Source organism: Miltoncostaea oceani (assembly GCF_018141545.1).
In the GTDB taxonomy this organism is placed as follows: domain Bacteria; phylum Actinomycetota; class Thermoleophilia; order Miltoncostaeales; family Miltoncostaeaceae; genus Miltoncostaea; species Miltoncostaea oceani.
This window is the reverse complement of sequence record NZ_CP064356.1, coordinates 3,036,582-3,061,537: the sequence shown is the minus strand read 5'-3', so window position 1 is coordinate 3,061,537 and position 24,956 is coordinate 3,036,582. Positions and strand designations below refer to the sequence as shown.

At 73.2% G+C, this 24,956-nt stretch carries 21 protein-coding genes and 1 other RNA gene; 14 read left to right on the top strand and 8 right to left on the bottom strand.

Annotated elements, in window-relative coordinates:
* The first annotated feature begins 45 nt into the window (after positions 1–45).
* Positions 46–1,704: an AMP-binding protein gene (locus tag IU369_RS15585; RefSeq protein WP_217921903.1), complete on the top strand. Its 1,659-nt coding sequence runs from the start codon at positions 46–48 to the stop codon at positions 1,702–1,704.
* A gap of 17 nt (positions 1,705–1,721) precedes the next feature.
* Here the strand turns inward: IU369_RS15585 and IU369_RS15580 are convergent, their stop codons facing one another.
* The gene (locus IU369_RS15580; protein WP_217921902.1) at positions 1,722–2,897 is read right to left on the bottom strand and encodes a pyruvate kinase; all 1,176 of its coding nucleotides are present in this window, start codon (positions 2,895–2,897) and stop codon (positions 1,722–1,724) included.
* Positions 2,898–3,341: 444 nt separating this feature from the next.
* On the bottom strand, positions 3,342–4,379 hold the full coding sequence (locus IU369_RS15575; protein ID WP_217921901.1) for a nitroreductase family protein: 1,038 nt from the start codon (positions 4,377–4,379) through the stop codon (positions 3,342–3,344).
* Positions 4,380–4,505: 126 nt separating this feature from the next.
* Here IU369_RS15575 and IU369_RS15570 point away from each other — a divergent pair, with 126 nt between their 5' ends.
* The 6 genes from IU369_RS15570 (at position 4,506) to recR (ending at position 8,964) form a co-directional block, all read left to right on the top strand.
* The gene (locus IU369_RS15570; protein ID WP_217921900.1) at positions 4,506–5,462 is read left to right on the top strand and encodes a sodium-dependent bicarbonate transport family permease; all 957 of its coding nucleotides are present in this window, start codon (positions 4,506–4,508) and stop codon (positions 5,460–5,462) included.
* Positions 5,463–5,530: 68 nt separating this feature from the next.
* On the top strand, positions 5,531–5,812 hold the full coding sequence (locus IU369_RS15565) for a hypothetical protein (RefSeq protein WP_217921899.1): 282 nt from the start codon (positions 5,531–5,533) through the stop codon (positions 5,810–5,812).
* A gap of 59 nt (positions 5,813–5,871) precedes the next feature.
* Positions 5,872–6,137: signal recognition particle sRNA large type (ffs, locus tag IU369_RS15560), an RNA gene on the top strand.
* Between the two features lie 72 nt (positions 6,138–6,209).
* Positions 6,210–8,006, top strand: a complete 1,797-nt coding sequence (dnaX, locus tag IU369_RS15555) for a DNA polymerase III subunit gamma/tau (protein WP_217921898.1) — start codon at positions 6,210–6,212, stop codon at positions 8,004–8,006.
* 31 nt (positions 8,007–8,037) lie between these two features.
* Positions 8,038–8,352, top strand: a complete 315-nt coding sequence (locus IU369_RS15550; RefSeq protein ID WP_343233175.1) for a YbaB/EbfC family nucleoid-associated protein — start codon at positions 8,038–8,040, stop codon at positions 8,350–8,352.
* Between the two features lie 21 nt (positions 8,353–8,373).
* A complete protein-coding gene (gene recR, locus IU369_RS15545; RefSeq protein WP_217921896.1) occupies positions 8,374–8,964 on the top strand; it encodes a recombination mediator RecR in 591 nt (196 codons plus the stop codon).
* 46 nt (positions 8,965–9,010) lie between these two features.
* Here the strand turns inward: recR and IU369_RS15540 are convergent, their stop codons facing one another.
* Positions 9,011–9,490 carry a hypothetical protein gene (locus IU369_RS15540; RefSeq protein ID WP_217921895.1) on the bottom strand — a complete coding sequence of 160 codons (480 nt, stop codon included), beginning with the start codon at positions 9,488–9,490 and terminating at the stop codon, positions 9,011–9,013.
* A gap of 143 nt (positions 9,491–9,633) precedes the next feature.
* Here IU369_RS15540 and IU369_RS15535 point away from each other — a divergent pair, with 143 nt between their 5' ends.
* From IU369_RS15535 to IU369_RS15525, 3 genes are all read left to right on the top strand, one after another.
* Positions 9,634–10,482, top strand: coding sequence for a magnesium transporter CorA family protein (locus IU369_RS15535; RefSeq protein ID WP_217921894.1), 849 nt, complete (start codon positions 9,634–9,636; stop codon positions 10,480–10,482).
* Positions 10,483–10,588: 106 nt separating this feature from the next.
* Positions 10,589–11,830 (top strand): aspartate kinase, encoded by a 1,242-nt coding sequence (locus IU369_RS15530; protein WP_425516829.1) that lies wholly within the window; start codon positions 10,589–10,591, stop codon positions 11,828–11,830.
* Positions 11,823–12,830: an aspartate-semialdehyde dehydrogenase gene (locus IU369_RS15525; RefSeq protein ID WP_217921892.1), complete on the top strand. Its 1,008-nt coding sequence runs from the start codon at positions 11,823–11,825 to the stop codon at positions 12,828–12,830. Before IU369_RS15530 ends, IU369_RS15525 begins: the two co-directional genes overlap by 8 nt.
* On the opposite strand, the gene IU369_RS15520 is transcribed toward IU369_RS15525, so the two are convergent.
* Positions 12,827–13,789, bottom strand: coding sequence for an IS481 family transposase (locus IU369_RS15520; protein WP_217921305.1), 963 nt, complete (start codon positions 13,787–13,789; stop codon positions 12,827–12,829). The two genes, IU369_RS15525 and IU369_RS15520, sit on opposite strands and share 4 nt — an antisense overlap.
* Positions 13,790–13,966: 177 nt before the next feature.
* Between IU369_RS15520 and IU369_RS15515 the strand changes: the two genes are divergently transcribed.
* Genes IU369_RS15515 through IU369_RS15500 form a run of 4 tightly spaced genes read left to right on the top strand, consistent with a single transcriptional unit; the run spans position 13,967 to position 20,495 of the window.
* Positions 13,967–17,098 carry a PKD domain-containing protein gene (locus tag IU369_RS15515; protein WP_217921891.1) on the top strand — a complete coding sequence of 1,044 codons (3,132 nt, stop codon included), beginning with the start codon at positions 13,967–13,969 and terminating at the stop codon, positions 17,096–17,098.
* A 7-nt stretch (positions 17,099–17,105) separates the two neighbouring features.
* Positions 17,106–19,064 carry a hypothetical protein gene (locus tag IU369_RS15510; protein ID WP_217921890.1) on the top strand — a complete coding sequence of 653 codons (1,959 nt, stop codon included), beginning with the start codon at positions 17,106–17,108 and terminating at the stop codon, positions 19,062–19,064.
* Between the two features lie 40 nt (positions 19,065–19,104).
* Positions 19,105–20,202, top strand: a complete 1,098-nt coding sequence (locus IU369_RS15505) for an aminotransferase-like domain-containing protein (RefSeq protein ID WP_217921889.1) — start codon at positions 19,105–19,107, stop codon at positions 20,200–20,202.
* Between the two features lie 11 nt (positions 20,203–20,213).
* The gene (locus tag IU369_RS15500; RefSeq protein ID WP_217921888.1) at positions 20,214–20,495 is read left to right on the top strand and encodes a lipopolysaccharide assembly protein LapA domain-containing protein; all 282 of its coding nucleotides are present in this window, start codon (positions 20,214–20,216) and stop codon (positions 20,493–20,495) included.
* Between the two features lie 7 nt (positions 20,496–20,502).
* Here IU369_RS15500 and IU369_RS15495 read toward each other — a convergent pair whose 3' ends face one another.
* The 4 genes from IU369_RS15495 to IU369_RS15480 all read right to left on the bottom strand — a co-directional run bounded on the left by IU369_RS15495 (position 20,503) and on the right by IU369_RS15480 (position 24,828).
* The gene (locus IU369_RS15495) at positions 20,503–20,664 is read right to left on the bottom strand and encodes a hypothetical protein (protein ID WP_217921887.1); all 162 of its coding nucleotides are present in this window, start codon (positions 20,662–20,664) and stop codon (positions 20,503–20,505) included.
* A 157-nt stretch (positions 20,665–20,821) separates the two neighbouring features.
* On the bottom strand, positions 20,822–21,820 hold the full coding sequence (locus IU369_RS15490) for a malate dehydrogenase (RefSeq protein WP_217921886.1): 999 nt from the start codon (positions 21,818–21,820) through the stop codon (positions 20,822–20,824).
* Entirely contained in the window at positions 21,817–22,914 is a 1,098-nt protein-coding gene (locus IU369_RS15485; RefSeq protein ID WP_217921885.1) for an isocitrate/isopropylmalate dehydrogenase family protein, read from the bottom strand. Before IU369_RS15485 ends, IU369_RS15490 begins: the two co-directional genes overlap by 4 nt.
* 120 nt (positions 22,915–23,034) lie before the next feature.
* Positions 23,035–24,828, bottom strand: coding sequence for an SLC13 family permease (locus IU369_RS15480; RefSeq protein WP_217921884.1), 1,794 nt, complete (start codon positions 24,826–24,828; stop codon positions 23,035–23,037).
* Between the last annotated feature and the right edge of the window lie 128 nt (positions 24,829–24,956).

Genomic DNA, 24,956 nt, shown 5'->3' with positions numbered 1-24,956 from the left:
TGATTAGCATGTCGCGTTTTGACTATCCGGCGATTGGGGGATGCGGTGGGCGAGTGGAGTGACTGGTATGCGCGGGAGGATCCCACCAAGTGGGTCCTGGCCGAGGTCCTGAAGGCGCGGGCGAGCGAGACGCCGGACCGGGACTACCTCAAGTTCGCCGACAACCCGTGGGTGAGCTACGGCGAGGTGAACGCCCGCGCCAACCGGATCGCCAACTCGTTGGTCGCCCGTGGCGTGCAGCCGGGTGAGTCGGTGAGCGTGATGCTCCCGAACTGTGAGGAGTTCATCCCGGTGTGGTTCGGGATCCTCAAGGCGGGTGCGGTGATGAGCTCGATCAACACCGCCTACAAGGGTGATTTCCTGTCCTGGACGATCAACCTCGTCGAGGCCAAGAAGCTGGTGATCTCGGACCTGTACCTGGACCGCCTCGACCTCATCAAGGGCGAGCTCCCCCTCCTGGAGCACGTGATCGTGATGAGGACGGGCAACCAGGAGGGCCCGGACCCGTCGCTGAAGTGGGAGCCCCTCGAGGCGTTGATGGAGGGCTCTGACGGTGAGCCGGATGGGATCACCTACAGCTGGACCGATGACGCCCGGATCATGTTCACCTCCGGCACGACGGGCCGCTCGAAGGGTGTCATCAAGCAGAACGCCGCCGACTACTTCTCGGCGCGTGGCCTGTTGGAGGTGGTGTCGGCGACGGCCGGCAAGACGGTGGAGTCCCTGGCGGAGGACACGTTCTTCAGTTGTCTGCCGTTGTTCCACTCCAACGCCCAGGTCCTGTCGGGGTACCCGGCGCTTGTCGCCGGCGGCCGGGTCGCCTATGTGGAGCGCTTTTCCTCCAGCAAGTTCTGGCAGCAGATCAAGGACGCCGAGGCGACGGTCTTCAACTCGATCGGGGCGGTGTCGTACTTCATCTGGAACATCCCGCCGTCGGACCTGGACCGCGCCCACAAGGTCCACACGTGCTTTGCGGCGCCCGCCCCGAAGGACATCTACAACGAGTTCCAGGAGCGGTTCGGCGTCAAGTTCATCGAGGGCTACGGCCTCACCGAGACCGGCATGGCGACCTACATGGACCCGACCAAGCCGGCTGTCGCGGGGTCGATGGGCAAGGCGAACCCCGGGTATGAGGTGACGATCGTGGAGCCGGGCACCGACCGGCCGCTCCCGCCGGACACGCCGGGGGAGATCGTCGTCGACATGAAGATCCCGAACATCGTGATGCGCGCCTACTACGGGATGCCGGAGAAGACCGCCGAGGACTTCCGGAACCTGAAGCTCCACACCGGCGACCTCGGCCGCATGGACGAGGAGGGGTACTTCTACTTCATGGACCGGGTGAAGGACTACATCCGGCGCCGTGGCGAGAACGTCTCCTCGATGGAGGTCGAGCGTCAGGCGTCGGATCACCCGAACATCAAGGAGGCCGCGGCGATCGGCGTGAAGGCCGGTGAGGGTGCCTCCAGCGAGGACGAGATCATGATCGTCTGCATCCCCGAGGGGGAGGCCCCCGACCCGATCGAGTACACCCACTGGATGGCGGAGCGGATGCCGTACTTCATGGTGCCCCGCTACATCCGGTTCGTCCCCGAGCTCCCCAAGACGCCGACCGAGCGGGTGCAGAAGGTGAAGCTGCGCGATGAGGGCATCACCGCCGACACGTTCGACCGTGAGGCCGCCGGCATCACGATCAAGCGCTAGCGAGCCGGCCCGCGGACTCAGCCCCCCTCGGCGAACCGCGCGAGGGGGGCGCTCCGTGGGAGCAGCGCCCGCCGCTGGGACTGGCGGTGCTGCATCCGCTCGAGGATGCCGTCGAGCAGCCGCATGGCCTCGATGACGTTGGAGCCCTTGTTCAGCATGACGCACTCGGCCCTCTCGGCGAGCGCGACGTCGCTGATCTCGGCGCGCGAGGGCACGCCGGTCCGCGCGAGTCCCTCGAGCACCTGCGTCGCCCAGATGACCGGTGCGTGGACGGCGGCGCTGAGGGACAGGATGTCCTCCTGCACCTCCGCGAGGCGCTCCCATCCGCACTCCACCGCCAGGTCCCCCCTCGCGATCATCACCCCGAGCGCCGGACCTCGCATCGCCGCCAGCAGGATCTCCGGGAGGCTCTGGACCGCGCGTCGGGTCTCGACCTTCAGCACCGTCGCGACATCGTGTCCGCCGAGGCGGTCGAGGTCGGCGCGGAGCTCGAGGACGTCCTCCGGCCGCTGAACGAACGACAGCCCCACCATGTCGGCGTTCCGCGCGATGAAGGGCAGCGCTCGGCGGTCCGCGGGGGTCATCATCGGTACACCGAGGTCGGTGTCCGGCAGGTTGACGCCCTTGTTCGCGCGGAGCCGGTGGCCACCCGGAGGCACCCGCGTGACGACGACCTCGAGCCCGTCGGGCCCCGTGTCGGTCACCACGCCCGCGACCCGCCCGTCGTCGAGCCAGATCGACTGGCCCGTCTCGACGCGCGCCAGCGCCGCCGGGATCGTGCAACCGATGCGCGGCGGGTGCCGCAGGCGGCCGTCGGCCCCGCGTGCCACGGGCCGGTCCGGCCCGAGGCCGGCCGTGAGCAGCATCATGTCCCCGCGCCGGAGGCGGACCCCGCCCAGCGGCACGGCCCCGGTCCGGATCTTCGGCCCGCCGAGGTCCATGTGGATCCGGACGTTCCGGTCCGCCGCCCGCGCCGCGTCCCTCACCTTCCCGATCATCGCCGCCCACGCCTCCGGCCCGTCGTGGGCGCAGTTGATGCGGGCGCAGTCCATGCCGGCCGCGACCATGGCCCCGACCAGTCCGGCGTCGGTCGCCGCGTTCGCCGGCATCGTCACCATGATCTCCGCCCGGCGCCGCTCCGGAGGCGCCGCGAGGATCGTCCGCGTGCGTGCGGCCTGCAGCGCACGCGCCACCCCCCGGCGTCAGCTCCGTGCGGGGGTCGCCGGCCCGCCACCCGTCCCCGTCGAGGCGCAGGAGCACGTCGAGGACGGCTTCGACGCTGCCGAGCACCGCCGCCTCGCAGCGACCGAGCGACGAGAGGCCGGCCTCCGTCAGGCGTTGCTGCAGATCGGTGAGGTCGGCGCTCCGCAGCGCGGCGTAGTGGACGAGGTTGCGGGCGCTGGCACGGTGGGCCGGCGCGGCCGCGGCGATCGCGGCGTGGTGCCGCCCCTCCGCGGCGACCAATCGGCCGCGCAGGTCCTCCACCTGCTCCCGCAGCGAGGGTGGCCCCGCACCGCCCACGAGGGGCGCCCGCGCGTCGCGGACGCCCGGGACGCCGGGTCCCGCCGGGGACCCGACGTCGTCCCCGGTGCTTCCGCCTGCACGATGCGGGGCACCGGATGGGTGCATGCCGGGGATCAGCTGAGGTACTTGGAGGTGTCGAGCCCGTGCTCCTCCATCAGCCGGACGAAGGTCTCGCGCATCGCCTCGGGGTACTCGGGCAGCCCGCCCCGGTCCAGGAGGCTCTGGGCGTGCTCGCGGATGCGCGGCCCGAAGTCCCAGTCCTCGTCGTCCATCAGGCGCTGGATCTCGCGAGCGGGCCACGACACGCACCCGGGATCCCGGCCGAACCGCTCGGCGAGGGCGTCGAGCTCCTCCATCCGGCCGGGGAGCGGCGCCTGCTCCTGGAGCATCCCCTTGGCCCGCAGGAGCTCGTTCACCTCGGGATCCGGCATGTAGGGGGTGCCGAAGGCGTCCTTGTGGAAGAGCTTCTCGAACTTCAGGCGCGGACGCTGCCCCCCGGCCGTGCGGTCCTCCAGCGGGTAGCCGAGGACGTGGGCCCAGGTGAACCGGTAGTGGGGCGGCAACCCGAAGACGCCCTCGATGCCGCCGGGCTTGCGGCCGAACGCGATCAGGCTCTGCCCGAGGCCGAGCGCGTTCCCGCACATCATCGCCTGGGAGACGGCGAGGCCCGTCTCGAACCGCAGCAGGAGGTCGGTGCGCTCGGTGGGGAAGCTCATCAGACGCGGGATCGTCTGCGTCATCGAGAAGTCGTAGTTCCAGCCGTGGTACTTGGTGAGCGCGCCGGACAGGGCGAGGGTCGACAGGCCGTCGTTGGCGCGGCCGTACCAGGCGTTCAGGTTCGTCAGCCAGAAGATGATGTGCGAGCTCTGGTTGATCATCTGGACGTTGAAGCCCGACACGCACTCCTCGATGTCGTCCCAGAGATCACAGGTCTCACGGTCGACGACGATCGCCTCGGTGGCGTTGATGTTCCCCTGGCAGGAGGCGAGCCGCCCCGCCTGCAGCACCGCCTGGATCTTCCACTCCTCGACCTTCCTGTCCGGGTCGTAGTAGCGGATCGTCCGGCGATCGCCGATCGCCTGGAGCACGGGCACGTCCGGGATGTCGTCGGCGGACGCCGGGATGCTCGCGGTGGGCGCGGGACGGGACATCGGATCTCCTCGAGGGGTCGGCGCCGGCCGCGTACGCCCGGAATTGCAGGTTTCATATAGCGTGGTATGCATAACCTGAAATGCAAATCGCGTCAAGCCGGCGTCGCACGCGGGCAGGGAGGGCGCTTGGGCACCGTCGATCTGCTGCGGGAGACGCTCACCTCCCCGATGGTCCTCGCCTTCGTCCTCGGGGTCGTCGCCACCGCGGCCGGCAGCGACCTCCGCCTCCCCGAGGTCGTCACGTCCGCGCTCTCGTCCTACCTGCTGCTCGCGATCGGGCTGAAGGGGGGCGTCGCGCTCTCCGCGGCCGACCCCGGTGAGCTGGTGGCGCCGGCCGCGGCGACGCTCGGGCTGGGCGTGCTCACGCCGTGCGTCGCCTTCCTGGTGGCGCGGCGACTGCTCTCGCTCGGGCCGGTGGACGCCGGGGCGCTCGCGGCGCACTACGGGTCCGTGTCCGCGGTCACCTTCGCCGCCGCCGTCAGCGTGCTCGAGCAGGGCGGCATCCCCGTGGAGGCGTACGCCCCCGCGCTCCTCGCCCTGCTCGAGGTGCCGGGCATCGTCGTCGGCCTGGCGCTCGCCGCCGGCGCCGTGGGCTCCGCCCGCCGTGCCGCCGTGAAGGAGGCGCTCCTCGGGCGCAGCGTCCTGCTGCTCGCCGGGGGACTGGTCATCGGCGCCGTCGCCGGCGCCGACGGCGCGGCGCCCGTCGACCCCCTGTTCCGCGACCTGTTCCTCGGGGCCCTCACCCTCTTCCTGCTGGACCTCGGAGTCACCGCCGCGCGGCGCGCGGCCGGACTCCGCTCCGCGGGGTTCGGGCTCCTCGCTTTCGGGACCGCGGTCCCGCTCGTGAACGGGACCGCCGGGGTGCTGCTCGGGACCGCGGCCGGCCTGTCGGTCGGCGGCGCGGCGCTGCTCGGGGTGATGGGGGCGAGCGCGTCGTACATCGCCGCCCCCGCCGCCGTGCGGATCGCCCTCCCGGCGGCCAACCCCGCGCTCTACCTCACCGCCAGCCTCGGGATCACGTTCCCCCTCAACCTCGTGTTCGGGATCCCCCTGTTCACGGCGCTCGCCCACGCCGTCGCATGACCGCCCCCCGGCGTGGCGGTCCGCGCGCCCCGCCGAGGCGCGGCCCCGCGTCCAGTAGGCTCCCGGCCGTGGCGAAGGCGACGAAGCAGGAGGGGGCCGAGGCCCCGCAGAGGTCGCGGATCGCGATCGTGCTCACGGGCGTCGTGCTCGGGGCGGTGTGGGGCACCCTCATGTGGGGGCTGTTCGAGCTGCTCGGCCGCGACAGCGGCGTCCGCGGATGGGCGTACCTCGCGTTCACCGTCGCGATGCTCGGCGGCGGGGTCGCCGCGTTCTTCGGCGCGACCGGCGCGGCGCGGCGCGGCGAGCAGATCGGCCCGAAGCTGCCGTTCGGCCGCAAGCGCGATCGCTGACGGTCCGCGGGTGCCGGCCCTCGCGCCGGCCCCTCCGGTGGACTATCCTCGACCGGTGGCCGTGCTAGGCGGGGAGCTAGCGGTGCCCTGTACCCGCAATCCGCTACAGCGGGGCAGAATTCCCGTCCGAGGGGCCGGTCCCAGGTCTCGGCTCCGTGCAGAGCAGCGTTGATGGCGAGGTCCCATTCGGTGGGCGACCGCGAACCAGGTCAGGTCCGGAAGGAAGCAGCCTTAAGCGGATCCGTTCACGCGCAGTGGGGCAACCTCGCCGGAGCAGGCGGCACGGGGCTCACCCTGGATTCGCGCTTCGACGGCGGGTGCACGGCCACATCTCTTTGAACGGCCCACCGGGGCGGGCCCTCGCCCACGGCGAGGCGCGCACCGGGAGGGCGAGCGAGTGAGCGAGGCGGGCACGAGCCTGTACAACCGCCACCGGCCGGCGACCTTCGCCGACATGGTGGGGCAGGACCACGTCGCCCGGGCGCTCGGGAACGCGCTGCGCTCGGGGCACCCCGCCCAGGGCTTCCTGTTCTCGGGGCCGCGCGGGACGGGCAAGACCACGACCGCCCGCATCCTCGCGCGGTGCCTCAACTGCCAGACGAGCCCCGGCCCCACCTCGGAGCCCTGCGGCCACTGCGACTCGTGCCTGCGGACCGGCCACCAGGACTGGATGGACGTCATCGAGGTCGACGCCGCCTCGAGCGCCCGCCGCATCGACGAGATGCGCGAGTGGCTCGAGACGGTCCGGTACGCGCCCGTCGCCTGCCGGTACCGGGTGACGATCATGGACGAGGCGCACCAGATCACCCCCGACGCGGCGAGCGCCCTCCTGAAGACGCTCGAGGAGCCGCCGCCGCACCTCGTCGTCATCCTCTGCACCACCCACCCGTGGGAGATCCTCGGGACGATCCGGTCGCGGTTGCAGCACTACGTGCTCCGCAAGCCGGGCCTGCCGGCGCTGGTCCGGGTGCTCGAGCGGGTCGCCCGCGCCGAGGGCATCGAGACCACCGAGTCCGCCCTCGACATCCTCGCCCGCGCCGCCGACGGGTCGTACCGCGACGCCCTCGGCCTGCTCGACCAGATCTCGACGTACGCCGGCGGGCGCGTCGAGCCGGGCGACGCCCTCGAGCTGCTCGGCGCCGTCGCCCGGGAGACGATCTTCGAGCTCGTCGACCTGATGGCCGCCGGTGAGGCCGCCGGCGCGTTCGAGCTGCTGCAGGAGACCCTCGACGGGCCGGTCGACCCCGAGCAGGCGATGCGCGGCCTCGTGACCCACCTGCGGTTCGTCTGCCTCCTGCAGCAGGGGGCGCGCCCCCGCGACGAGTGGGCGTTCGCACCCGAGGAGATCGCCCGCCTGCAGGCGCAGGCGAACCAGCTCGCCGACGCCCAGGTGGTCCGCGGGCTCGACCTGCTCGCCGACGCCCAGGTGCGGATCCGCCACGGCGGCGCCGACCCGCGCCTGCAGCTCGAGCTGGTCGCCGCCCGGCTGAGCCGCCCCTCGCTCGACCCGTCCACCGCCGCCCTCGCCGCCCGCATCGAGGCGCTCGAGGCGGGCCGCCCCGCCGCGGCCCCGGCCCGTCCCGCGCCCCCCGCCGCGCCGCCCCCCGTCGCCCCGGCGCCGGTCGCCGCGGCGGAGCCCGCGGCCGCGTCCGCGCCCGCGCCGCCGCCCGCCGCGGCCACCCCGCCGCCGCCGGCCCCCGCGGGCCTGCCCGACCTCGACGACGTCGACGACGTGCTCGACGGCGACCCGGGACGCGAGGACGAGGCGCCCCTCGCCGCCGCCCCGGCCCCGGCCCCGGCCGCGCCGCCGCCGCACGATCCGTCCGCCCCCGCCGACCTCGAGCACATGACCCGCCTGTGGACGCAGGTCCTCGAGCTGCTCGAGCGGGAGGCGCCGCCGACGCGGGGCTTCCTCGACGGGTCGCGGCCCGCCGTGGTCGGCGACGGCGCCATGGAGGTCGCCGTCACGAGCACGATGCGGGCCAGCATGCTCGGGCGCCCCGAGCACCGCGAGCGCGTCCGCGGCGCCGTGCGGACCGTGTCGGGCCACACGCTCGCGATCGACTTCGTGCCGGGCGAGGCGCCGGTGCAGACGATCTCCGAGCGCCCCGCGGAGCCGAAGGACCACGAGTCGCTGCTCGACGAGCTGAAGACGATGTTCGGGGCCGTCGAGGAGGGCGGCGACCGCACCTGACCCCCCCAGGGAGACCACGATGACCCACGGCATGAACCCGCAGAAGATGATGAAGCAGATGCAGAAGATGCAGGAGGACATGGCCCGCGTGCAGGCCGAGCTCCAGCAGGAGTCCGTCACGGGCACCGCGGGCGGCGGCGCCGTCACCGCGCGCGTCAGCGGCGGCCTGGAGCTGCTCGAGATCACGATCGACCCGGCCGCGGTCGACCCCGACGACGTCGAGCTGCTGCAGGACGTCATCGTCGCCGCCGTCAACGAGGCCATGCGGGCCGCGCAGGAGCACGCCCAGAACCGCCTCGGCTCGATCACCGGCGGCCTCTCGGGTCTGGGGCTGCCCGGCCTCTAGGCCGGCCGACCCCGCACGGCCGTGCTCACCCCCTCCATCGAGCGGCTCGTCACCGAGCTGGCGCGCCTGCCGGGCATCGGCCCGCGCAGCGCGCAGCGGCTGGCGTTCCACATGATGAAGGCGCCGAAGGAGCGCTCACGCGGCCTCGCGGAGGCCCTCGTCGAGATGGCGGACCGCCTGCGGCCGTGCGCCGTGTGCTTCAGCTTCGCCGAGGCGGAGCTGTGCCCGATCTGCGCGGACCCCCGGCGCGACCCCAGCCTGCTCTGCGCCGTCGAGGAGCCGTCGGCGATCCTCCCGATCGAGAGGACCCACGAGTACCGCGGCCGGTACCACGTGCTCGGCGGCGCGCTCTCGCCGATCGACGGGGTCGACCCCGGCGACCTGCGGATCGCGGAACTGGTCGCGCGGATCGAGGCCGACGACGTCGTCGAGCTGGTGATCGCGACCAACCCGACGATGTCGGGGGAGGCGACCGCCCTCCACCTCGCCGACCTGGTGCGCGGACGGGTGCGGGTCACGCGCCTGGCGAGCGGGCTGCCGGTCGGCGCCGACCTGGAGCACGCCGACGAGCTCACCCTGGGGCGCGCCCTGCTGGGGCGTCGCGAGCTCTAGCCGCCGCGGGGGCGGGCCGCCGTGGCCCGCCCCCGCGGACGATCCGTCAGCCCCCGTGCTCCCACGGGCTGAGGTACGCCGAGTTCACGAACGTCGGGACCTCGTAGCCCGGGAGCCTCTGGATGGTGCCGCCGCCCCACCGGACCTTCCTGCCGGGCGCGTACACGTACGTCGGGCCCGCGAAGTACCTGAACCGCCCCGCGTCCCCGTCGGCGCTCGTCGGGGACGCCGGCCGCGTCTGCACCTGGGCGTACACGTGGTCGGGCTTTCCGAGGCGGCGCTCCTTCAACGTCACCACGCAGTTCCTGCCGGTGGAGGAGTTGTAGGTGAGGACGATGGTGGCGAGGTGCACCCGGGCGCCGTCGTACGGCGCCGTCGCGAAGAGCTTGTGGCGGTCGATCGGCGCGTATCCGGGACCGCAGACGCCGGCGGCGGTGTACGGGTTGCCGGCCGCCGTGGCGGCGACCGGGGCCCCGCAGAGGGCGAGCAGGGCGAGCGGGATGAGGACCTTCCGTGGGATCGGCATGCCCCGGAGCATCCCCCGGGCCGTGCCGGCCCGAACCCCCCGCCGTCCGCGCGCGACCACCCCGGGGGTATCCTCGCCGCTGCGCCGGGGCCGCCCCGCGGGACGGGGGGAGAGCGGCCGCCGGCGGCGACGGAGGGCACGCGGTGCACGAGAAGGTGATCGTCGGAGGGCCCGAGGACCCCGGCTTCGAGTGGGTCGACCTCCACGCGCCCTCGGCGCGGGAGCTGGAGGACCTGCACGCCCGGTACGGGATCGCCGTCGACCGCATGCCCGCCGGCGGGCGCGCGCCGCGCCCGGGGATCCTCGACGAGGGCGACTACACCGTCGTGACCCTCGTCGGCGCCGTCGAGTCGGACCTCGACGACGGCCTCGGGGAGGTGCGCTGCATCATCGGGCCGGGCTGGCTCGTGACGGTGCACGACCAGCCCTGCGCCGCGCTGGCCACGACGCCCCGGGCGGAGCGCGGGCCCGCGGGGGCGCTGGAGGCCGTCGCCCGGGCCCTCGTCACCTCGCTCGTCGACCTGGTGCGCGGCCTCGACGGCGACGTGGAGGCCATCGAGGACGGCCGGCCGGGCGACCTCGCCGCCGTCCGCCGCCGCCTCGCCGGGCTCCGCCGGGCCGTCCTGCCGCAGCGCGACGTGCTGCTGCGCCTCAGCCAGGGGGAGGGGCTCGACGACGCCGGGGAGGCCGTCACCCGGGCCCTGCGCAACGGCTCGGAGCGGATGGCGCAGATCGGCGGGGAGGTCGAGGTGCTCCGCGAGGCGCTCCACGACGCGATGACCGACCGCCAGAACGACGTCGTTAAACGGCTCACCGCCGTCGCCGTGATCTTCCTGCCGCTGACGTTCCTGACGGGGTTCTTCGGGCAGAACTTCCCGTGGCTCGTCGCCCACATCGGGGGAGGGGCGTGGTTCGTCGTGCTGGGCCTCCTCCTGCCCGTGCTGGCGGTGGTCGGGCTGCTCGCGGTGCTGCGGCGGTACGGCTGGCTTTAGACCCGGCGGCGGGAGCCGATCCACTACGGGTCGGGCGGCGCGCTCGGCCCACCGGGCCGACCTCGCTACCATTGCCCGCCGACCACCCCGCGGGAGGAGGACGGCCATCGGCCTGAGGACCATGAAGTTCGGCGGCAGCAGCGTCGCCGACGCCGACAAGATCATCACCGTCGCGAAGCGCATCGCCGCGGCGCGCGAGGCCGGCGACGACGTCGTCGCCGTCGTGTCCGCGCGCGGCAAGACGACCGACGGCCTGGTGGCGATGGCCAACGAGATCTCGGATCGCCCCGATCCGCGCGAGATGGACATGCTGCTGTCGACGGGCGAGCGCATCTCGTGCGCCCTGATGGCGATGGCCCTGCACGACCTCGGCCACGAGGCGATCTCGTTCACCGGGTCGCAGGCGGGCATCCTCACCGACGGCTCGCACACGAAGGCCAAGATCATGGAGATCCGGGCCGAGCGGCTGCGCGAGGCGCTCGACGGGGGCGCCATCGTCCTCGTCGCGGGCTTCCAGGGCGTCTCGACCGACGGCCGCAACGTCACCACCCTCGGGCGCGGCGGGTCGGACACGACCGCCGTGGCCCTCGCCGCGGCCCTCGGGGCCGACGTCTGCGAGATCTACACGGACGTCACCGGGGTCTTCACCGCCGACCCGCGGGTCGAGCCGGGCGCGCGCAAGCTGCCCCTCGTCAGCCACGAGGAGATGCTCGAGATGGCGGCGACGGGCTCCAAGGTGCTCGCGCTGCGGTCCGTCGAGTTCGCCCGCCGCCACGACGTCCCACTGCACGTCCGCTCCTCGTTCCTGCCCGAGGACGGCACCTGGATCACGAAGGAGACACCCGACATGGAGAACGCGATCGTCACGGGCCTGTCGCACCGCAGCGACGAGGCCAAGGTGATGGTGTCGGGCGTGGAGAACCGCCCCGGCGTCGCCGCGCAGATCTTCACCGCGCTGGCCGACCGGAACCTCAACGTGGACACGATCATCCAGAACCAGAGCGTGGGGGAGGGCGCGGACGTCACGTTCACCGTTCCGCTCGACGAGCTGCGTCCCGCCCTCGAGACGATCGAGGGGATCCGCGACGCGCTCGGCTACCGTGAGCTGACGAGCGACGACCAGATCGGCAAGGTCACGCTGATCGGCGCCGGCATGAAGTCGGAGCCCGGTGTCGCCGCGAAGATGTTCCGCGTGCTCGGCGAGCAGGGGATCAACCTCCAGATGATCGACACCAGCACCATCCGCATCACCGTCGTCATCGACCGGCGCGAGGTCGAGCGGGCCGTCCGCGCCCTCCACGACGCCTTCGACCTGGCCGGCGAGGCCGCGCGGCGCGCCGATGTTTAACGTCGCCGTGGTCGGCGCCACCGGCGCCGTGGGCAGCACCATGCTGCGGGTCCTCGAGGAGCGGGGCTTCCCGGTCACCGAGCTGCGGCCGCTGGCGTCCGCCCGCAGCGAGGGCCGCGCGATCGACTACCTCGGCCAGGACCGCACCGTGCGGACCCTCACCGCGGACGCGTTCGAGGGGATCCAGATCGCCCTCTTCTCGGCCGGCAGCAGCCGCGCGAAGGAGTTCGCCCCCGCTGCGGTCGAGGCGGGCGCCGTCGTCATCGACAACTCGAGCGCGTACCGGATGGACCCCGCGGTCCCGCTGGTCGTCCCCGAGGTGAACGAAAAGGCGCTGGAGGGCCACGGCGGCATCGTCGCCAACCCGAACTGCGTCGCCGCGCCGCTCGTCGTGGCCCTGAAGCCGCTCGCCGACGCCGTCGGCCTCGAGCGGCTCGTGGTGTCGAGCTACCAGTCCGTCAGCGGCACCGGCCAGGCGGCCGTCACCGAGCTGCGCGAGCAGTCGGCCGGCTTCCTCGCCGGCGACGAGCCGGAGCCGTCGGTCTACCCGCACCCGATCGCGTTCAACGTCCTCCCGCACATCGACACGTTCGACGAGAGCGGGTACACGGGCGAGGAGCGCAAGGTCGCCGACGAGACGCGCAAGATGCTCGGGCTGCCCGACCTGCGGGTCAGCGCCACCTGCGTCCGGGTCCCCGTGATCCGCGCCCACTCGGCGGCGGTCCACATCGAGACCACCGACGCGCTGACGGCCGACGACGCCCGCCGGCTGCTCATGGCGGCGCCCGGCGTGGTGCTCGTGGACGAGCCGATGCAGGCCCGCTACCCGATGCCCCGCGACGCGTTCGGGCGCGACGAGGTGCTGGTCGGCCGCATCCGCGAGGACTCCTCGCACCCGCGCGGCCTGGTGCTGTGGCTTTCGAGCGACAACCTGCGCAAGGGTGCCGCCACCAACGCCGTGCAGATCGCCGAGTCCCTCGTCACGCGGGGCTGGCTCTAGCTGTAGTTCCCACGGACGTTGTTGAGGAGGGCGTCCATGGGGGTCAGGCCGCCGAGGGCGGTGTGGGGTCGGCGCCGATTGTAGGTGTCGACCCACGCCGCCAGGCAGGCCAGGCGTTCGGTGTTCGAGCGATACAGGCGTAGGTAGGCCCACTCCTCGATGAGGGTCCGGTTGAACCGCTCGACCTTCCCGTTGGTCTGGGGCCGGTAGGGCGCGATCACGACATGGCGCGCCGCCAGATCGGCCAGGGCACCGCGAAAGTCCGCCGAGCGGCAATAGGCCAGGGCCCGGTCGGTCATCACGCCCTCGATCACCACGCCGTGACGGGAGAGGAAGGCGGCGGCCCGGCGCAGAAACCCGGCGCACGTCGCCGCGCGCTCGTCGGGGTGCACCTCGACATAGGCGAGGCGGGTGCAGTCATCGACGGCGGCGTGCACGAAGTCCAGATGGCGTCCCGTGCGGGCCTGGTTGGGCCGGCCGGCCTGGCGGCCAAGCAGCCGGTGGCCGCCCCCGTCGGGGATGCGCGCCAGCCGCTTGACGTCGATGTGCACGAGCTCTCCCGGGCGCTCGCGCTGGTAGCGCACGATGCGGCGGGTGGGCCGGTCGAAGTCGGAGAGGCGGCTGTGCCCCGCCCGCCGCAGGATCGCATAGACACTCGAGCGGGCGATCCCCAACGCATAGGCGATCCGGTGCGGACCCCAGCGGCGCTCTGAGCGGAGCCCGAGGACGCGCGCGACCCGCGCCGAGTCGGCCTGGTGGGGGCAGCGGTGCGGGCGCGAGCTTCGATCCTCGAGTCCCTTGAGGCCCTCGACACGGAAACGCGCCCGCCACTTGTAGGCGGTGGCCGCCGAGACCCCCATCGACTCGGCGGCCACCCGCACCGGCCACCCCAGCACCTCGATCCGCTCGACCAACAGCATCCTGCCAAGCGGCGTCAGCTTCGCCTTACGATGAGCCACGAGGGCCTCCTTCGGTTGGAACCTCGACAGCTCTAACCGTCTCGGAGGCCCTCGCCCCTCAACAACCTTCCTGGGAACTACATCTAGCACCACGCGGGGCGGCCCCACCGAAAGGGGGGGCCGCCCTGTCCTGTCGCTCAGGTCCGCGGCGCGCCGGTGTCGTGGGATCCTTCGTGGGTGAGAACCCGACGCCGCGTCATCCCCCTCCTGCTCGCCGCCGCCGCGAGCCTCGCCGTCGCGCTGCCCATCGTGGGCGGGGCCGTCCCCAGCGGGGCCGTGCTCCCCGACCTGGTCGCCGATCCGCCGGCCTTCCCGGCGCTCGAGCAGCACACGTTCCCGGACGCCTCGCAGTCCCTGCTGCTGCGCTTCGACGGCTACGTGCACAACATCGGCCCCGGGCCCCTCGAGGTGCGCGGCTCGAACCGCAGCGGGGCGGAGTTCCAGACGACGCGGCAGTACGTCCAGACGCCCTCGGGCATGCAGGCGACCGACCCGCCGACGGCCGGCAAGTACCCGCGGATCCTGTACGAGACGCAGGACGGCCACAACCACTTCCACCTGCAGAAGATCGCCCGCTACTCGCTGTGGAACCAGGCCCGCACGGCCGAGGTCGCCCCGGGTCAGAAGGTCGGCTTCTGCCTCGAGGACACGCAGCGCCGTGAGACCACCGGCCCCGCGAACCCGGTCTACGAGAACCTCAACTTCTGCAACCAGGGCAACCCGTCGGCGACGAGCCTGACCACCGGCATCTCCGCCGGGTGGCGGGACCGGTACGGCGCGAGCCTCGCGATGCAGTGGGTGGACGTCTCCGACGTCCAGCCGGGCGTGTACCGCCTCGGCGCCGAGATCGACACGGACAACGTGATCCAGGAGGCGAGCGAGGCGAACAACACCGTCGCCTTCGCCGCCGCCGACACGACCATCCCGGGCTACCGCGCCCAGGCCGTCAACGCCGGGACGCTCCCCGCGGCGCAGGCGTCCACCATCACCCTGAGGTCGCAGACGTTCGGCAGCCCCGGCGCCCGGCGCTTCCGCATCGCGAGCCTCCCGGCCAACGGGGTGCTGCGCAGCGGCACCACCGTGCTCGCCGTCGGCTCGACGATCACGGGCGACACCGTCACCTACACCCCGAACGGCGGCGCGAGCGGCCCCGACACCTTCACCTACACGGCCCTCGACTCGACCAGCCAGTTCCCGCGCACCCCGGCCGCCGCCGCGGTCACCCTGACCGTCGGCACCGCCCCGGTGGAGACGACCGTCGCGATCTCCGGCGCCCCCGCGACCCTCAACAAGGGCACGAGCGCGCAGCTCACCGCCACCGTCCTGAACGGCTCGCCCGGCGTCACCTGGGCGGTCAACGGCGTCACGGGCGGCAACGCCACCGTCGGCACCATCACGACCGCCGGGCTGTACGTCGCCCCCGCCACCGTGCCCGCGGGCGGCGCGGTCACGATCCGCGCCACCAGCACCGCGGTCCCGACGGCCTTCGACGAGGTGTCCATCCAGATCGTGGACCCGGGCCCCGTCGACCCCGCGCCGGACCCCGGCACCAACTTCGTCGCCAACGGCTCCTTCGAGACGAACCTCACCAACTGGACCACCTGGCAGGCCAGCCTCTCCCGGGTGCAGCTCGCCGACGCGCCCCTCGGCGTCACCGTCGCCCGCGTCGCCCGCACCGCCGGGACCTCGTTCACCCTCGACGACACACCCGACTCGGTCACCAACGCGACGGCCGGGACCACCTACACCGGCGCCGCGTACGTGAAGTCGGCGGCCACCGCGTCGCTCGGCGCGACGGTGCGGGTGCACCTGCGCGAGCGGAGCGCCTCCGGCGCCGTGCTGCGCACCATCAGCGGCCCGACCGTGACGCTGACCGACAGCTTCCAGCGGGTCAGCGCCCAGGTCTCGCCGCAGGCGGCGGGCAACCGGATCGAGATCTACCTCGCGCACCTGAACGCCGTCGCGGGCAGCGCGTTCTACGTGGACGCCGTCTCCCTGACGAACGGCCAGGGCGGCAACCAGCCCCCGACCGCCTCCTTCGGTGCGAACACCCTCAACCCGACGGTCGGCCAGCAGGTCACGTTCAGCGACAACTCCACGGACGAGGACGGCACCATCGCGGCGCGCGCCTGGGACCTCGACGGCGACGGCGCCTTCGACGACGGCACCGGCCAGACGGCGACGTGGACCTACACCGCCCCCGGCACCGTCACGGCGCGCATCCGGGTCACCGACGACGACGGCGCCAGCGCGATCGGCACCCGCACCGTCACCGTGACCTCGTCGGCGCCGGCGAACACGCCGCCCGTCGCCTCGTTCGACGCGAGCACCCTCACCCCGCAGACGGGGGCGACGGTCACGTTCACCGACACGTCCACCGACTCCGACGGCACGATCACCGCCCGCGCATGGGACCTCGACGGCGACGGCTTCGACGACGGCACCGGCACCACCGCCTCGCGGGTCTACACCACCGCCGGCCCGGTGACGGTGCGCCTGCGTGTCACCGACGACGACGCCGCCGAGACCATCGCGTCGCGGACGCTCACCGTGTCGGCGACCACGCCGTCGAACACGCCGCCGGTCGCCTCCTTCGACGCGAGCACGCTCACCCCGCTCGTCGGCGCGACCGTGACGTTCACCGACACGTCCACCGACTCCGACGGCACGATCACCGCCCGCGCCTGGGACCTCGACGGCGACGGCTTCGACGACGGCACCGGCGCCACGGCGTCCCGCGCCTACACCACCGCCGGCCCGGTCACGGTGCGCATCCGCGTCACCGACGACGACGCCGCCGAGACGATCGCGTCGCGGACGCTGACGGTCTCGTCGGCGCCGCCGGGCGGCACGAACCTGATCGCGAACGGCTCGTTCGAGACGAACCTGACGGGATGGACCACGTGGCAGGCGAGCCTCGCCCGCGAGCAGGTGGCCGGCACCCCCGCGGGCAGCTGGGCCGTGAAGGTGACGCGCACCACGGGGACGGCGTTCACGCTCGACGACGCGCCGACCACCGTCACCTCGACCGTCGCGACGACCTACCACGCCCGCGTGGCGGTCCGCGCGGCCACCAGCTCGGCGGTGGGCAAGCCGTTCGAGCTGTTCTTCCGCGAGCGCAACCCGTCCGGTACCGTCCTGCGCAACTTCGCAGGACCGACGGTCGTCCTGACGAACAGCTTCCAGGTCGCGACCGCCGATCTGGCCCCGCTCGCCGCGGGCAACCAGCTCGAGGTCTACTACAGCACCAAGCAGGCGGTCACCGGGATGGCGGTCTACATCGACGACGCGCAGCTGAGGACCGACTGAGCGCGCCGTGTCCCGAGCGCCGCCGCGCGTGCGGCGGCGCAGCCGTGCGCCCGGCGTGACCCGGCGCACGCCCCCACGTCGCCGGTCCACCGCCGGCGCGCTGGTCGCGGCCGTCCTCTCGGCGCTCGTGTGGGCGTCCACGGCGACGGCGCTCGCGCCGCCGAGCAACCTGTCGTCGAGTCCCGCGTCCCCCAGTCAGGCGACGGCGTGGACGTTCACGTGGGGTCCCCCGGCCGATGCCGGCGCCGGGACGCTCGGCTACACGGTCAGCGTGGACGGTGGCGCACCGATCCCGACCGACGGACCGCTCTACGCGACGTCGTTCGGGGAGGGCCTCCACTCCATCGCCGTCGTGGCGACGGAGACCGATCCCGCCACCGGGACGAGCGTCAGCAGCGCACCCGCCACGCGCGAGGTGCGGGTCGACCTGACGGCGCCGACGATCCGCGGGACGATCTCCCCCGCGGCCCCGAACGGCCGCAACGGCTGGTACACGCGGGCCACCATCGCCTGGACCTGCGCCGACCCCGGCGGGTCGGGTGTCGCGAGCTGCCCGGCCACCGAGACCCTCGACGCCGCGCGCGCCGACCGCGACCAGAACACCCCGAACAACATCCAGAGCCGCAACCTGACGATCCGGCGCACCGCGACCGACCGGGTCGGGCTGCAGGGGACGGGCTCCGTCGGGCCCATCCGCTTCGACGCGCTCGCCCCGACCGCGGGGCAGCCGAAGCAGCCGGGCGTCGACGCCCGCATCGCCGCCGAGCCGACCTACACGTGGAGCCGCGCCGGCAACGACACCTCCGGCGTCGAGCGCTACGAGGTGTGGGTCGAGGAGGCGGGCCGCGCCCCGCGCATCCTGGCGACGGTGCCCCACGTGGACGGCCGCTCCGAGTTCTCGGCGACGCGCACCACCGCCACGCCGCTGAACCCCCTCCAGCGGGTCACGTGGTACGTCCGCTCGTACGACGTCGCCGGCAACTCCCGCAACTCGACGAAGCGCTCGTTCACGGTCGACCCGACGGTGCCGCCCGCCCCGGCGATCACCGAGGGCCCCGTGGGCCCGACCCGCACGACCGCCCCCGTTTTCGCGTGGACCGGCACGGCGGCCTCCACCTTCCGCTGGGACGTCACCGCCGTCGGCGTCGACGACACCCGGGTGGTGCAGCAGGGCTCCGGCGCCGCGACGCGCGCCGCCCTCACCGCCCTCCCCGACGGGGACTACGTCTTCCGCGTCACCCAGGTCTCCGGCGTCGGCGTCGTCAGCGCCGAGGCGACCCGCAACTTCGAGGTCGACACCCTCGCGCCCGCCCCGCCCGTCATCACGGGCCGCCCCGCGTCCACGGGCGGCGCCTTCTCGTGGACCACCGAGCCGGGCGCCACCTCGCGCTGGGTCATCACCGCCGGCGGCCTGCCGATCGGACCGGCGGCGGACACGCCGACGACCTCCGCGTCGGTCACCGGCCTCGGGGCGGGCGCCTACGGGTTCTCCGTCCAGCAGATCGACGCCGCGGGGAACGTCTCGGCCCCCGCCGGCGAGGCCTTCGCCATCGCCACACCCGCCGCGCCGGCGGCGCCCGCCGCGCGCGAGACCGCGGTGCTGCCTCGCCGCAACGCCGCCCGCCTGTACCCGAAGGCCGGCGTGACCGTCCGCACGCGCACCCCGGTGCTGCGCTGGGCCCGCGGCCCCGCCGGCACCCGCCTCTACAACGTGCAGCTCTTCCGCGCGGCGAAGGGCCCGAACGGCCGCGTCACGGCGGTGAAGAAGGTGCTGTCCGCGTTCCCCAAGAAGCGCAGCTACACCGTCCCGCGCACGAAGCTGCGCCCGGGCACCTGCTACGTCTGGCGCGTCTGGCCCTACCGCGGCAAGGGGTTCACCCGCACGCCCCTCGGCGTGAGCAACTTCTGCGTCGCATCGGCCCGGGTGCTGAAGGCCGCCGCCGCGCGGCGCGCCGCCGACCGGTGAACCCGGCGGCCCCCGCGGCCGTCCTCTAGACTCCACCGCCGTGCCGACCTCGATCTCCTTCGCCCGTGGGGCCCCGTGCCCCGAGGCCCTGTCGGCGGACGTCATCGCCGCGTGCGCCGCGGCGGCGCTCCGCGACGACGGTGTCCGCGTGCTCTCCTACGGGACCGGCAACGGCTACCCGCCGCTGCGTGAGCTGCTCGCGGCCGAGCACGGCGCCCAGCCCGACCAGGTCCTCGTCACCAACGGCTCCCTGCAGGGCTTCGTGTTCCTGCTGGAGACGCTGCTGTCGCCCGGCGACGTCGTCGCCGTCGAGAGCCCCACGTACGACCGGGCGCTGCTGCAGCTCACCCTGCACGGCATGGACGTCCTGCCGATCCCGATGGACGCCGACGGCATGGACGTCGAGGCGCTCGCCGCCGCCTGCGAGGCCGGCCGGGTGCCCCGCCTGCTCTACACGATCCCCAACTTCCAGAACCCGTCGGGCGCGACGCTGTCGGCCGAGCGCCGCCGTCGCCTCATCGAGATCTGCGACGCCCACGACATCCTCGTGCTGGAGGACGACCCCTACGGGCGCCTGCGCTTCGAGGGGGAGAGCCTCCCCGGGCTCTGGACGATGGCCGACCCCGGCCGGGTGATCTTCACCTCGTCCTTCTCGAAGACCGTCGCCCCCGGCCTGCGCGTCGGCTACCTCGTGTCGCCCCCCGCGATCGCCGCGAAGCTCGCCGGCGCCGCGTCGCGCACCTACATCTCCCCGGCCCTCCTGTCGGAGGCCGCGATCCACCAGCTCATCGCGGGCGGCGGGCTCGAGCCGAACATCGAGAAGGTCACCGCGCTCATGCGCGAGCGGCGCGACGCGATGACGGAGGGCATGCGCCACATGCCCGAGGGCACCGAGTTCACGACCCCCCAGGGCGGCTTCTTCTACTGGATGACGCTCCCGGCCGGCCTGTCGGCCGACGAGCTCTTCGAACCCGCCGCCGCGGCGGGCATCGCCTACGTCAAGGGCAGCGACTGCGTGCTGGAGGGCGGGGAGCGCACGCTGCGCCTCGCCTACAGCGGGGTCGGCCCGGCGGAGATCGAGGAGGGCATGGAGCGGCTCGGCGCGGTCTTCCGCGCCGCCGCCGTCACCACCGGCTAGGCGCCCCGGGCGTGGCCGACCACCTGCCGGAGCGCCGTCCGCCCGAGGGGCCCCCGGGTCGCGACGGGCTCGACGAGCGCCAGATCCGGCAGCTCGCCCTCGCCGGCGGTCTGGTCCTCGTCGTCAGCCTGCTCCTCATCTTCGTGATCGAGAACAGCGATCCGGTGCGGGTCTCGTTCGTCTTCTTCGCGGCGGACATCTCGCTGATCTGGGTGATCGTGCTGTCCGCTGTCGCCGGGGCCGCCGTCGGCGTCGTCGTCTCCCGCCTGGTCCGCCGCCGCTTCTTCTCCTGAGGCCGGCCTAGCGCCGCCCGCGCGCGCCGCCCGCGACCGCTGCGGACAGGTCCAGCGCCAGCGCGAACAGCAGCAGCCCCGCCCAGAGGTTCACGGGGTCGAGGAGCAGGGGCTCGCGGTCGCCGATGAGGTCGGCGATGAACCAGACGACGAACCAGATCAGGACCACGGGGTGCCTCCACGCGAACGCCCACCGGACGTCGCGAGTGTGGCAGCGGGCCGTCTCGGGCCTCGACCGTAGTCGGCCGCGGACCGCGTGCGGGATCCCCCTCCCGCGGGGCGCTGCGGCACGGGCCGGCCGACCGGCCGGCCCGTGCGCGGAGCGTCTAGCCGAGCATGTCCTTCACCGTCTCGCGCTCCTCGACCAGCTCGGCGTTGGTCGCGGCGATCTTGCCCTTCGCGAACTCGTCGTGGTCCCAGCCCTCGCGGACCACCTCGTACGTGCCCGGCGCGGTCGTCCGGACCGGCACCGACGCCCACACGCCCTCGTCGAACCCGTACGAGCCGTCGGACCTCACGGCGATCGAGTGGATGTCGTCGCCCGGCGTGTGCAGGGAGCGGACGTGGTCGATGGCCGCGTTGGCCGCCGACGCCGCCGACGACAGGCCGCGGGCCGCGATGATGGCCGCGCCGCGCTTGCCGACGGTGGGGAGGAACTCGTTCTCGAGCCAGGCGTCGTCGCCGATGACGTCGCGCGCCGGCTTGCCGGAGATCGTCGCGTTGGTGAAGTCCGCGAACATCGTCGGGGAGTGGTTGCCGAAGATGACGATGTCGTCGACCTCGGTGACCGCGACGCCGGCCTTCTGCGCCAGCTGGGTCTGCGCCCGGTTCTGGTCGAGCCGGGTCATCGCCGTGAACCGCTCCGGGCCGAGGCGCGAGGCCTGCGACGCGGCGATCATGCAGTTCGTGTTGCACGGGTTGCCGACCACGACGACGCGGGCCTCCGCGGAGGCGACCTCGTCGATGGCCTTGCCCTGCTCGATGAAGATCCTGCCGTTGTCCTTCAGCAGGTCGGCGCGCTCCATGCCCGGGCCACGCGGCTTGGAGCCGACAAGGATGCACCAGTCGGCGTCGGCGAACGCCTCGCGGGGGTCACCCGTGAGCACCAGGCCCTGCAGCAGCGGGAAGGCGCAGTCGTCGAGCTCCATGGCGACGCCCTTCAGCGCCTCCTGGACCTTGTCGACCGGGATCTCGAGGAGCTGCAGGATGACCGGCTGGTCCTTGCCGAACGCCTCGCCCGCGGCGATGCGGGGGAGGATCGAGTAGCCGATCTGGCCGGCGGCGCCGGTGACGGCGACGCGGAGCGGGGCCTTGGCGGCGCTCACGCGGTCACCTGGAGCTTCTCGATGAGCGCGTCGGCCACCTCGGACGTCCCGACGGCCGTCGGGTCGTCGCGGTTCGGCTTCATGTCGTAGGTCACGGACTTCCCTTCGCGTACGAGCTCGGCGATCGCGCCCTCCATGCGGTCCGCGGCGTCGATCTCCTTCAGGTGCCGCAGCATCATCACGCCGGAGAGCATCATCGCCAGCGGGTTGACCTTGTTCTGGCCGGCGTACTTCGGCGCGCTGCCGTGGGTCGGCTCGAACAGGGCCGCGTGGGCGCCGATGTTGGCGCCCGGCGCGACGCCGAGGCCGCCGACGAGGCCGGCGCCGAGGTCGCTGAGGATGTCGCCGTAGAGGTTCGGGAGGACGATCACGTCATACAGCTCGGGCTTCTGCACGAGCTGCATGCACATGTTGTCGACGATCCGCTCCTCGAACTCGATGTCCGGGTACTCCTTCGCCACCTCGGTGGCCACCGCGAGCCAGAGCCCGTCGGTGTACTTCATGATGTTGGCCTTGTGGACGGCCGTGACCTTCGACCGGCCGTTCTCCCTGGCGTAGTCGAAGGCGTAGCGCACGACGCGCTGGGTGCCCTCCACCGAGATCGGCTTGATCGAGATGCCGGCGTGCGGCTTGATCGTGCCCCGCGCGCTCGGGTCCAGCTCGATGATCTTCTCGATGATCGCGAGGTTCTCGGGAGTGTCCTTCTCGAACTCGATCCCGGCGTACAGGTCCTCGGTGTTCTCGCGGACGATGACGAGGTCGATGTCCTCGTACTTCGAGCGCACACCCTCGTAGCTCTTGCAGGGGCGTACGCAGGCGTAGAGGTCCAGGGCCTTCCGTAGAGCGACGTTGACGCTCCGGAAACCGTGGCCGACGGGGGTGGTGATGGGGCCCTTGATGGCGACGGTGGTGTCCCGGATGGACTCGATGACGGAGTCCGGGAGGGGCGTGCCCGCCGTCTCCATGATGTCGACGCCGGCCTCCTGGACGTCCCACTCGAAGTCCACCCCGGTCGCGTCGAGGACGCGCTTGGTGGCCTCGGCGATCTCCGGCCCGGTGCCGTCGCCGGGAATGAACGTGACGCGGTGTCCCACGAGTACGACTCCTTCACAGGCGTTCTCTGACGAACGGCCGCCTCGTGGCGGCCGCAAACCCGATCGAGCATACCGAACCGGCCCCTCCGCGACGCCCCGTGGCGCCCGGCGGCGACGTCGTCAGCGCAACGGCCACGCCAGCGGGATGACGATCATCGCGACCACGACCATGACGATGGCGAGCGGGAAGCCGAGCCGCGCGAAGTCCCCGAAGCGGTAGCCGCCGATGCCGTAGACCATCGTGTTGGTCTGGTACCCGATCGGGGTGAGGAACGACGACGAGGCGGCGATGGCGACCGCGAAGGCGAACGGCCGCGGGTCCATGCCGGCGCTCGCGGCGGTGGCGATCGCGATGGGGAACAGCAGCACCGCCGCCGCGTTGTTGCTGATCATCTCGGTGACGACGATGGTGGCGATCAGGACGCCGAACAGCAGGCCCAGGTCGCCGAACGCCCCCAGCGGGTCGATCACCACGTCCACGATGTCCTGGGCGAGGCCGCTCTGCTCGATCGCCCGCCCGAGGCCGAACGACGCCGCGATCACCACGAGCACGTCGAGGTCGATCGAGTCGCGGGCCTCGGTGGGGGTGAGCACGCCGAGCCCGACGACGGCGAACGCCGCGAGGAACGCGGCCGGCAGGATGTCCATCAGCCCCGTCGAGGCCGCGAGGATCAGGCCGGCGATCACGATGCCCACCAGGGGGGCCTTGCCGGAGAGCGGCGGCGGCTCCCCGTCGAGCGCCGCGACCACCGAGAAGTCGCGCTCGTCGAGCGCGCGGGGGCGGAAGGCCGGCCCGGCGAGGACGAGCAGGACGTCGCCGCTGCGCAGGCGCACCTCGCCGAGCTTGCCGGGCACCCGCTCGTCGGCCCGGTGCACCGCCATCACCGCGCCGCCGTACCGCCCGCGGAAGCCCGCCTCCTTGAGGGTGGAGCCCACCAGCGACGACGACGGGGCGACGACCGCCTCGTACAGGCGGCGCTCCTGGGCGGTGCCCACCCGGCCGAAGTGCCGCTCCTCCGCCGACCGCAGCCCGCGGACGGCCTGGAGGTCGACGATCCGGTCCACGGCCCCCGCGAAGGTGAGGCGGTCGCCCTCGGCGAGCAGCTCGTCGGGGCGCACCGACGAGATCCGCCGGCCGTCGCGCTCGATCTCCACGAGGTACACGCCCTGCAGGCTGCGGAGGCCGGCGTCGGCGATCGAGCGACCGGCGATCGCGGCGCCGTCCTCGACGATCATCTCCAGCGTGAACTCGCGCGCGTCGGCGGCGACGTCCTCGCTCGGGGCGCGGCGTTCGGGCAGCAGGCGCGGCGTCACGACCAGCATCACCACGATGCTGATGAGCGCGAAGGGCAGGCCGACGGCGCCGATCTCGAAGAACCCCATCGACCGCATCCCGGCGTCCTCCATCAGCCCGGACACGACGAGGTTCGTGGACGTCCCGATCAGGGTCACCGTGCCCCCGACCACCGCGGCGAACGACAGGGGCATCAGGTACCGGGAGGGCGAGCGGCCGGTGCGGCGGGCCCAGGAGAGGATCGGCGGGATGCCCATCGCGACGATCGGGGTGTTGTTGAGGAACGCCGACGCCGACGCGGTCGGCAGCACGATCCGGGCGAGGGCGGCGCGCTCGCCCGGCTCGCGCGCCCCGGGGCGCGCCGCGAAGGCGATGCGGCTCGCGAGCGTCTCGACGACGCGGGTGCGCGCCGCGGCGGCCGCGACCACGTAGAGCGCCGCGACCGTGAGCGGCGCCGAGTTGGAGAAGCCCGCGAACGCGTCGTCCGCATCGATGACGCCCGACACGAGCAGGAACACGGTGCCGCCGAGGACCGCGAGGGCGGGCGACACGCGGTCGGCGACCAGCACCCCCAGGACCACGAGTATCACGCCCAGCGTGAGGGCTGCGTCGAGGGTCATCGCGGCGCATCATGCACCGCCGGGCGACGGCGCGGCGGGTGCCACCGCCCGCCCGGGCAGCGACGAATGACCCGGAGGACCCGGGGTGTCCGTCCGGTAGAGTCCTGCGGAGGGCAACCGAGACGCGG

Coding starts and splice junctions, on each gene's coding strand:
- IU369_RS15575 (WP_217921901.1), bottom strand. CDS start 4,379: ATGTCCCGTCCCGCGCCCACCGCGAGCATCCCGGCGTCCGCCGACGAC.
- IU369_RS15550 (WP_343233175.1), top strand. CDS start 8,038: ATGAACCCGCAGAAGATGATGAAGCAGATGCAGAAGATGCAGGAGGAC.
- IU369_RS15540 (WP_217921895.1), bottom strand. CDS start 9,490: ATGCCGATCCCACGGAAGGTCCTCATCCCGCTCGCCCTGCTCGCCCTC.
- IU369_RS15525 (WP_217921892.1), top strand. CDS start 11,823: ATGTTTAACGTCGCCGTGGTCGGCGCCACCGGCGCCGTGGGCAGCACC.
- IU369_RS15480 (WP_217921884.1), bottom strand. CDS start 24,828: ATGACCCTCGACGCAGCCCTCACGCTGGGCGTGATACTCGTGGTCCTG.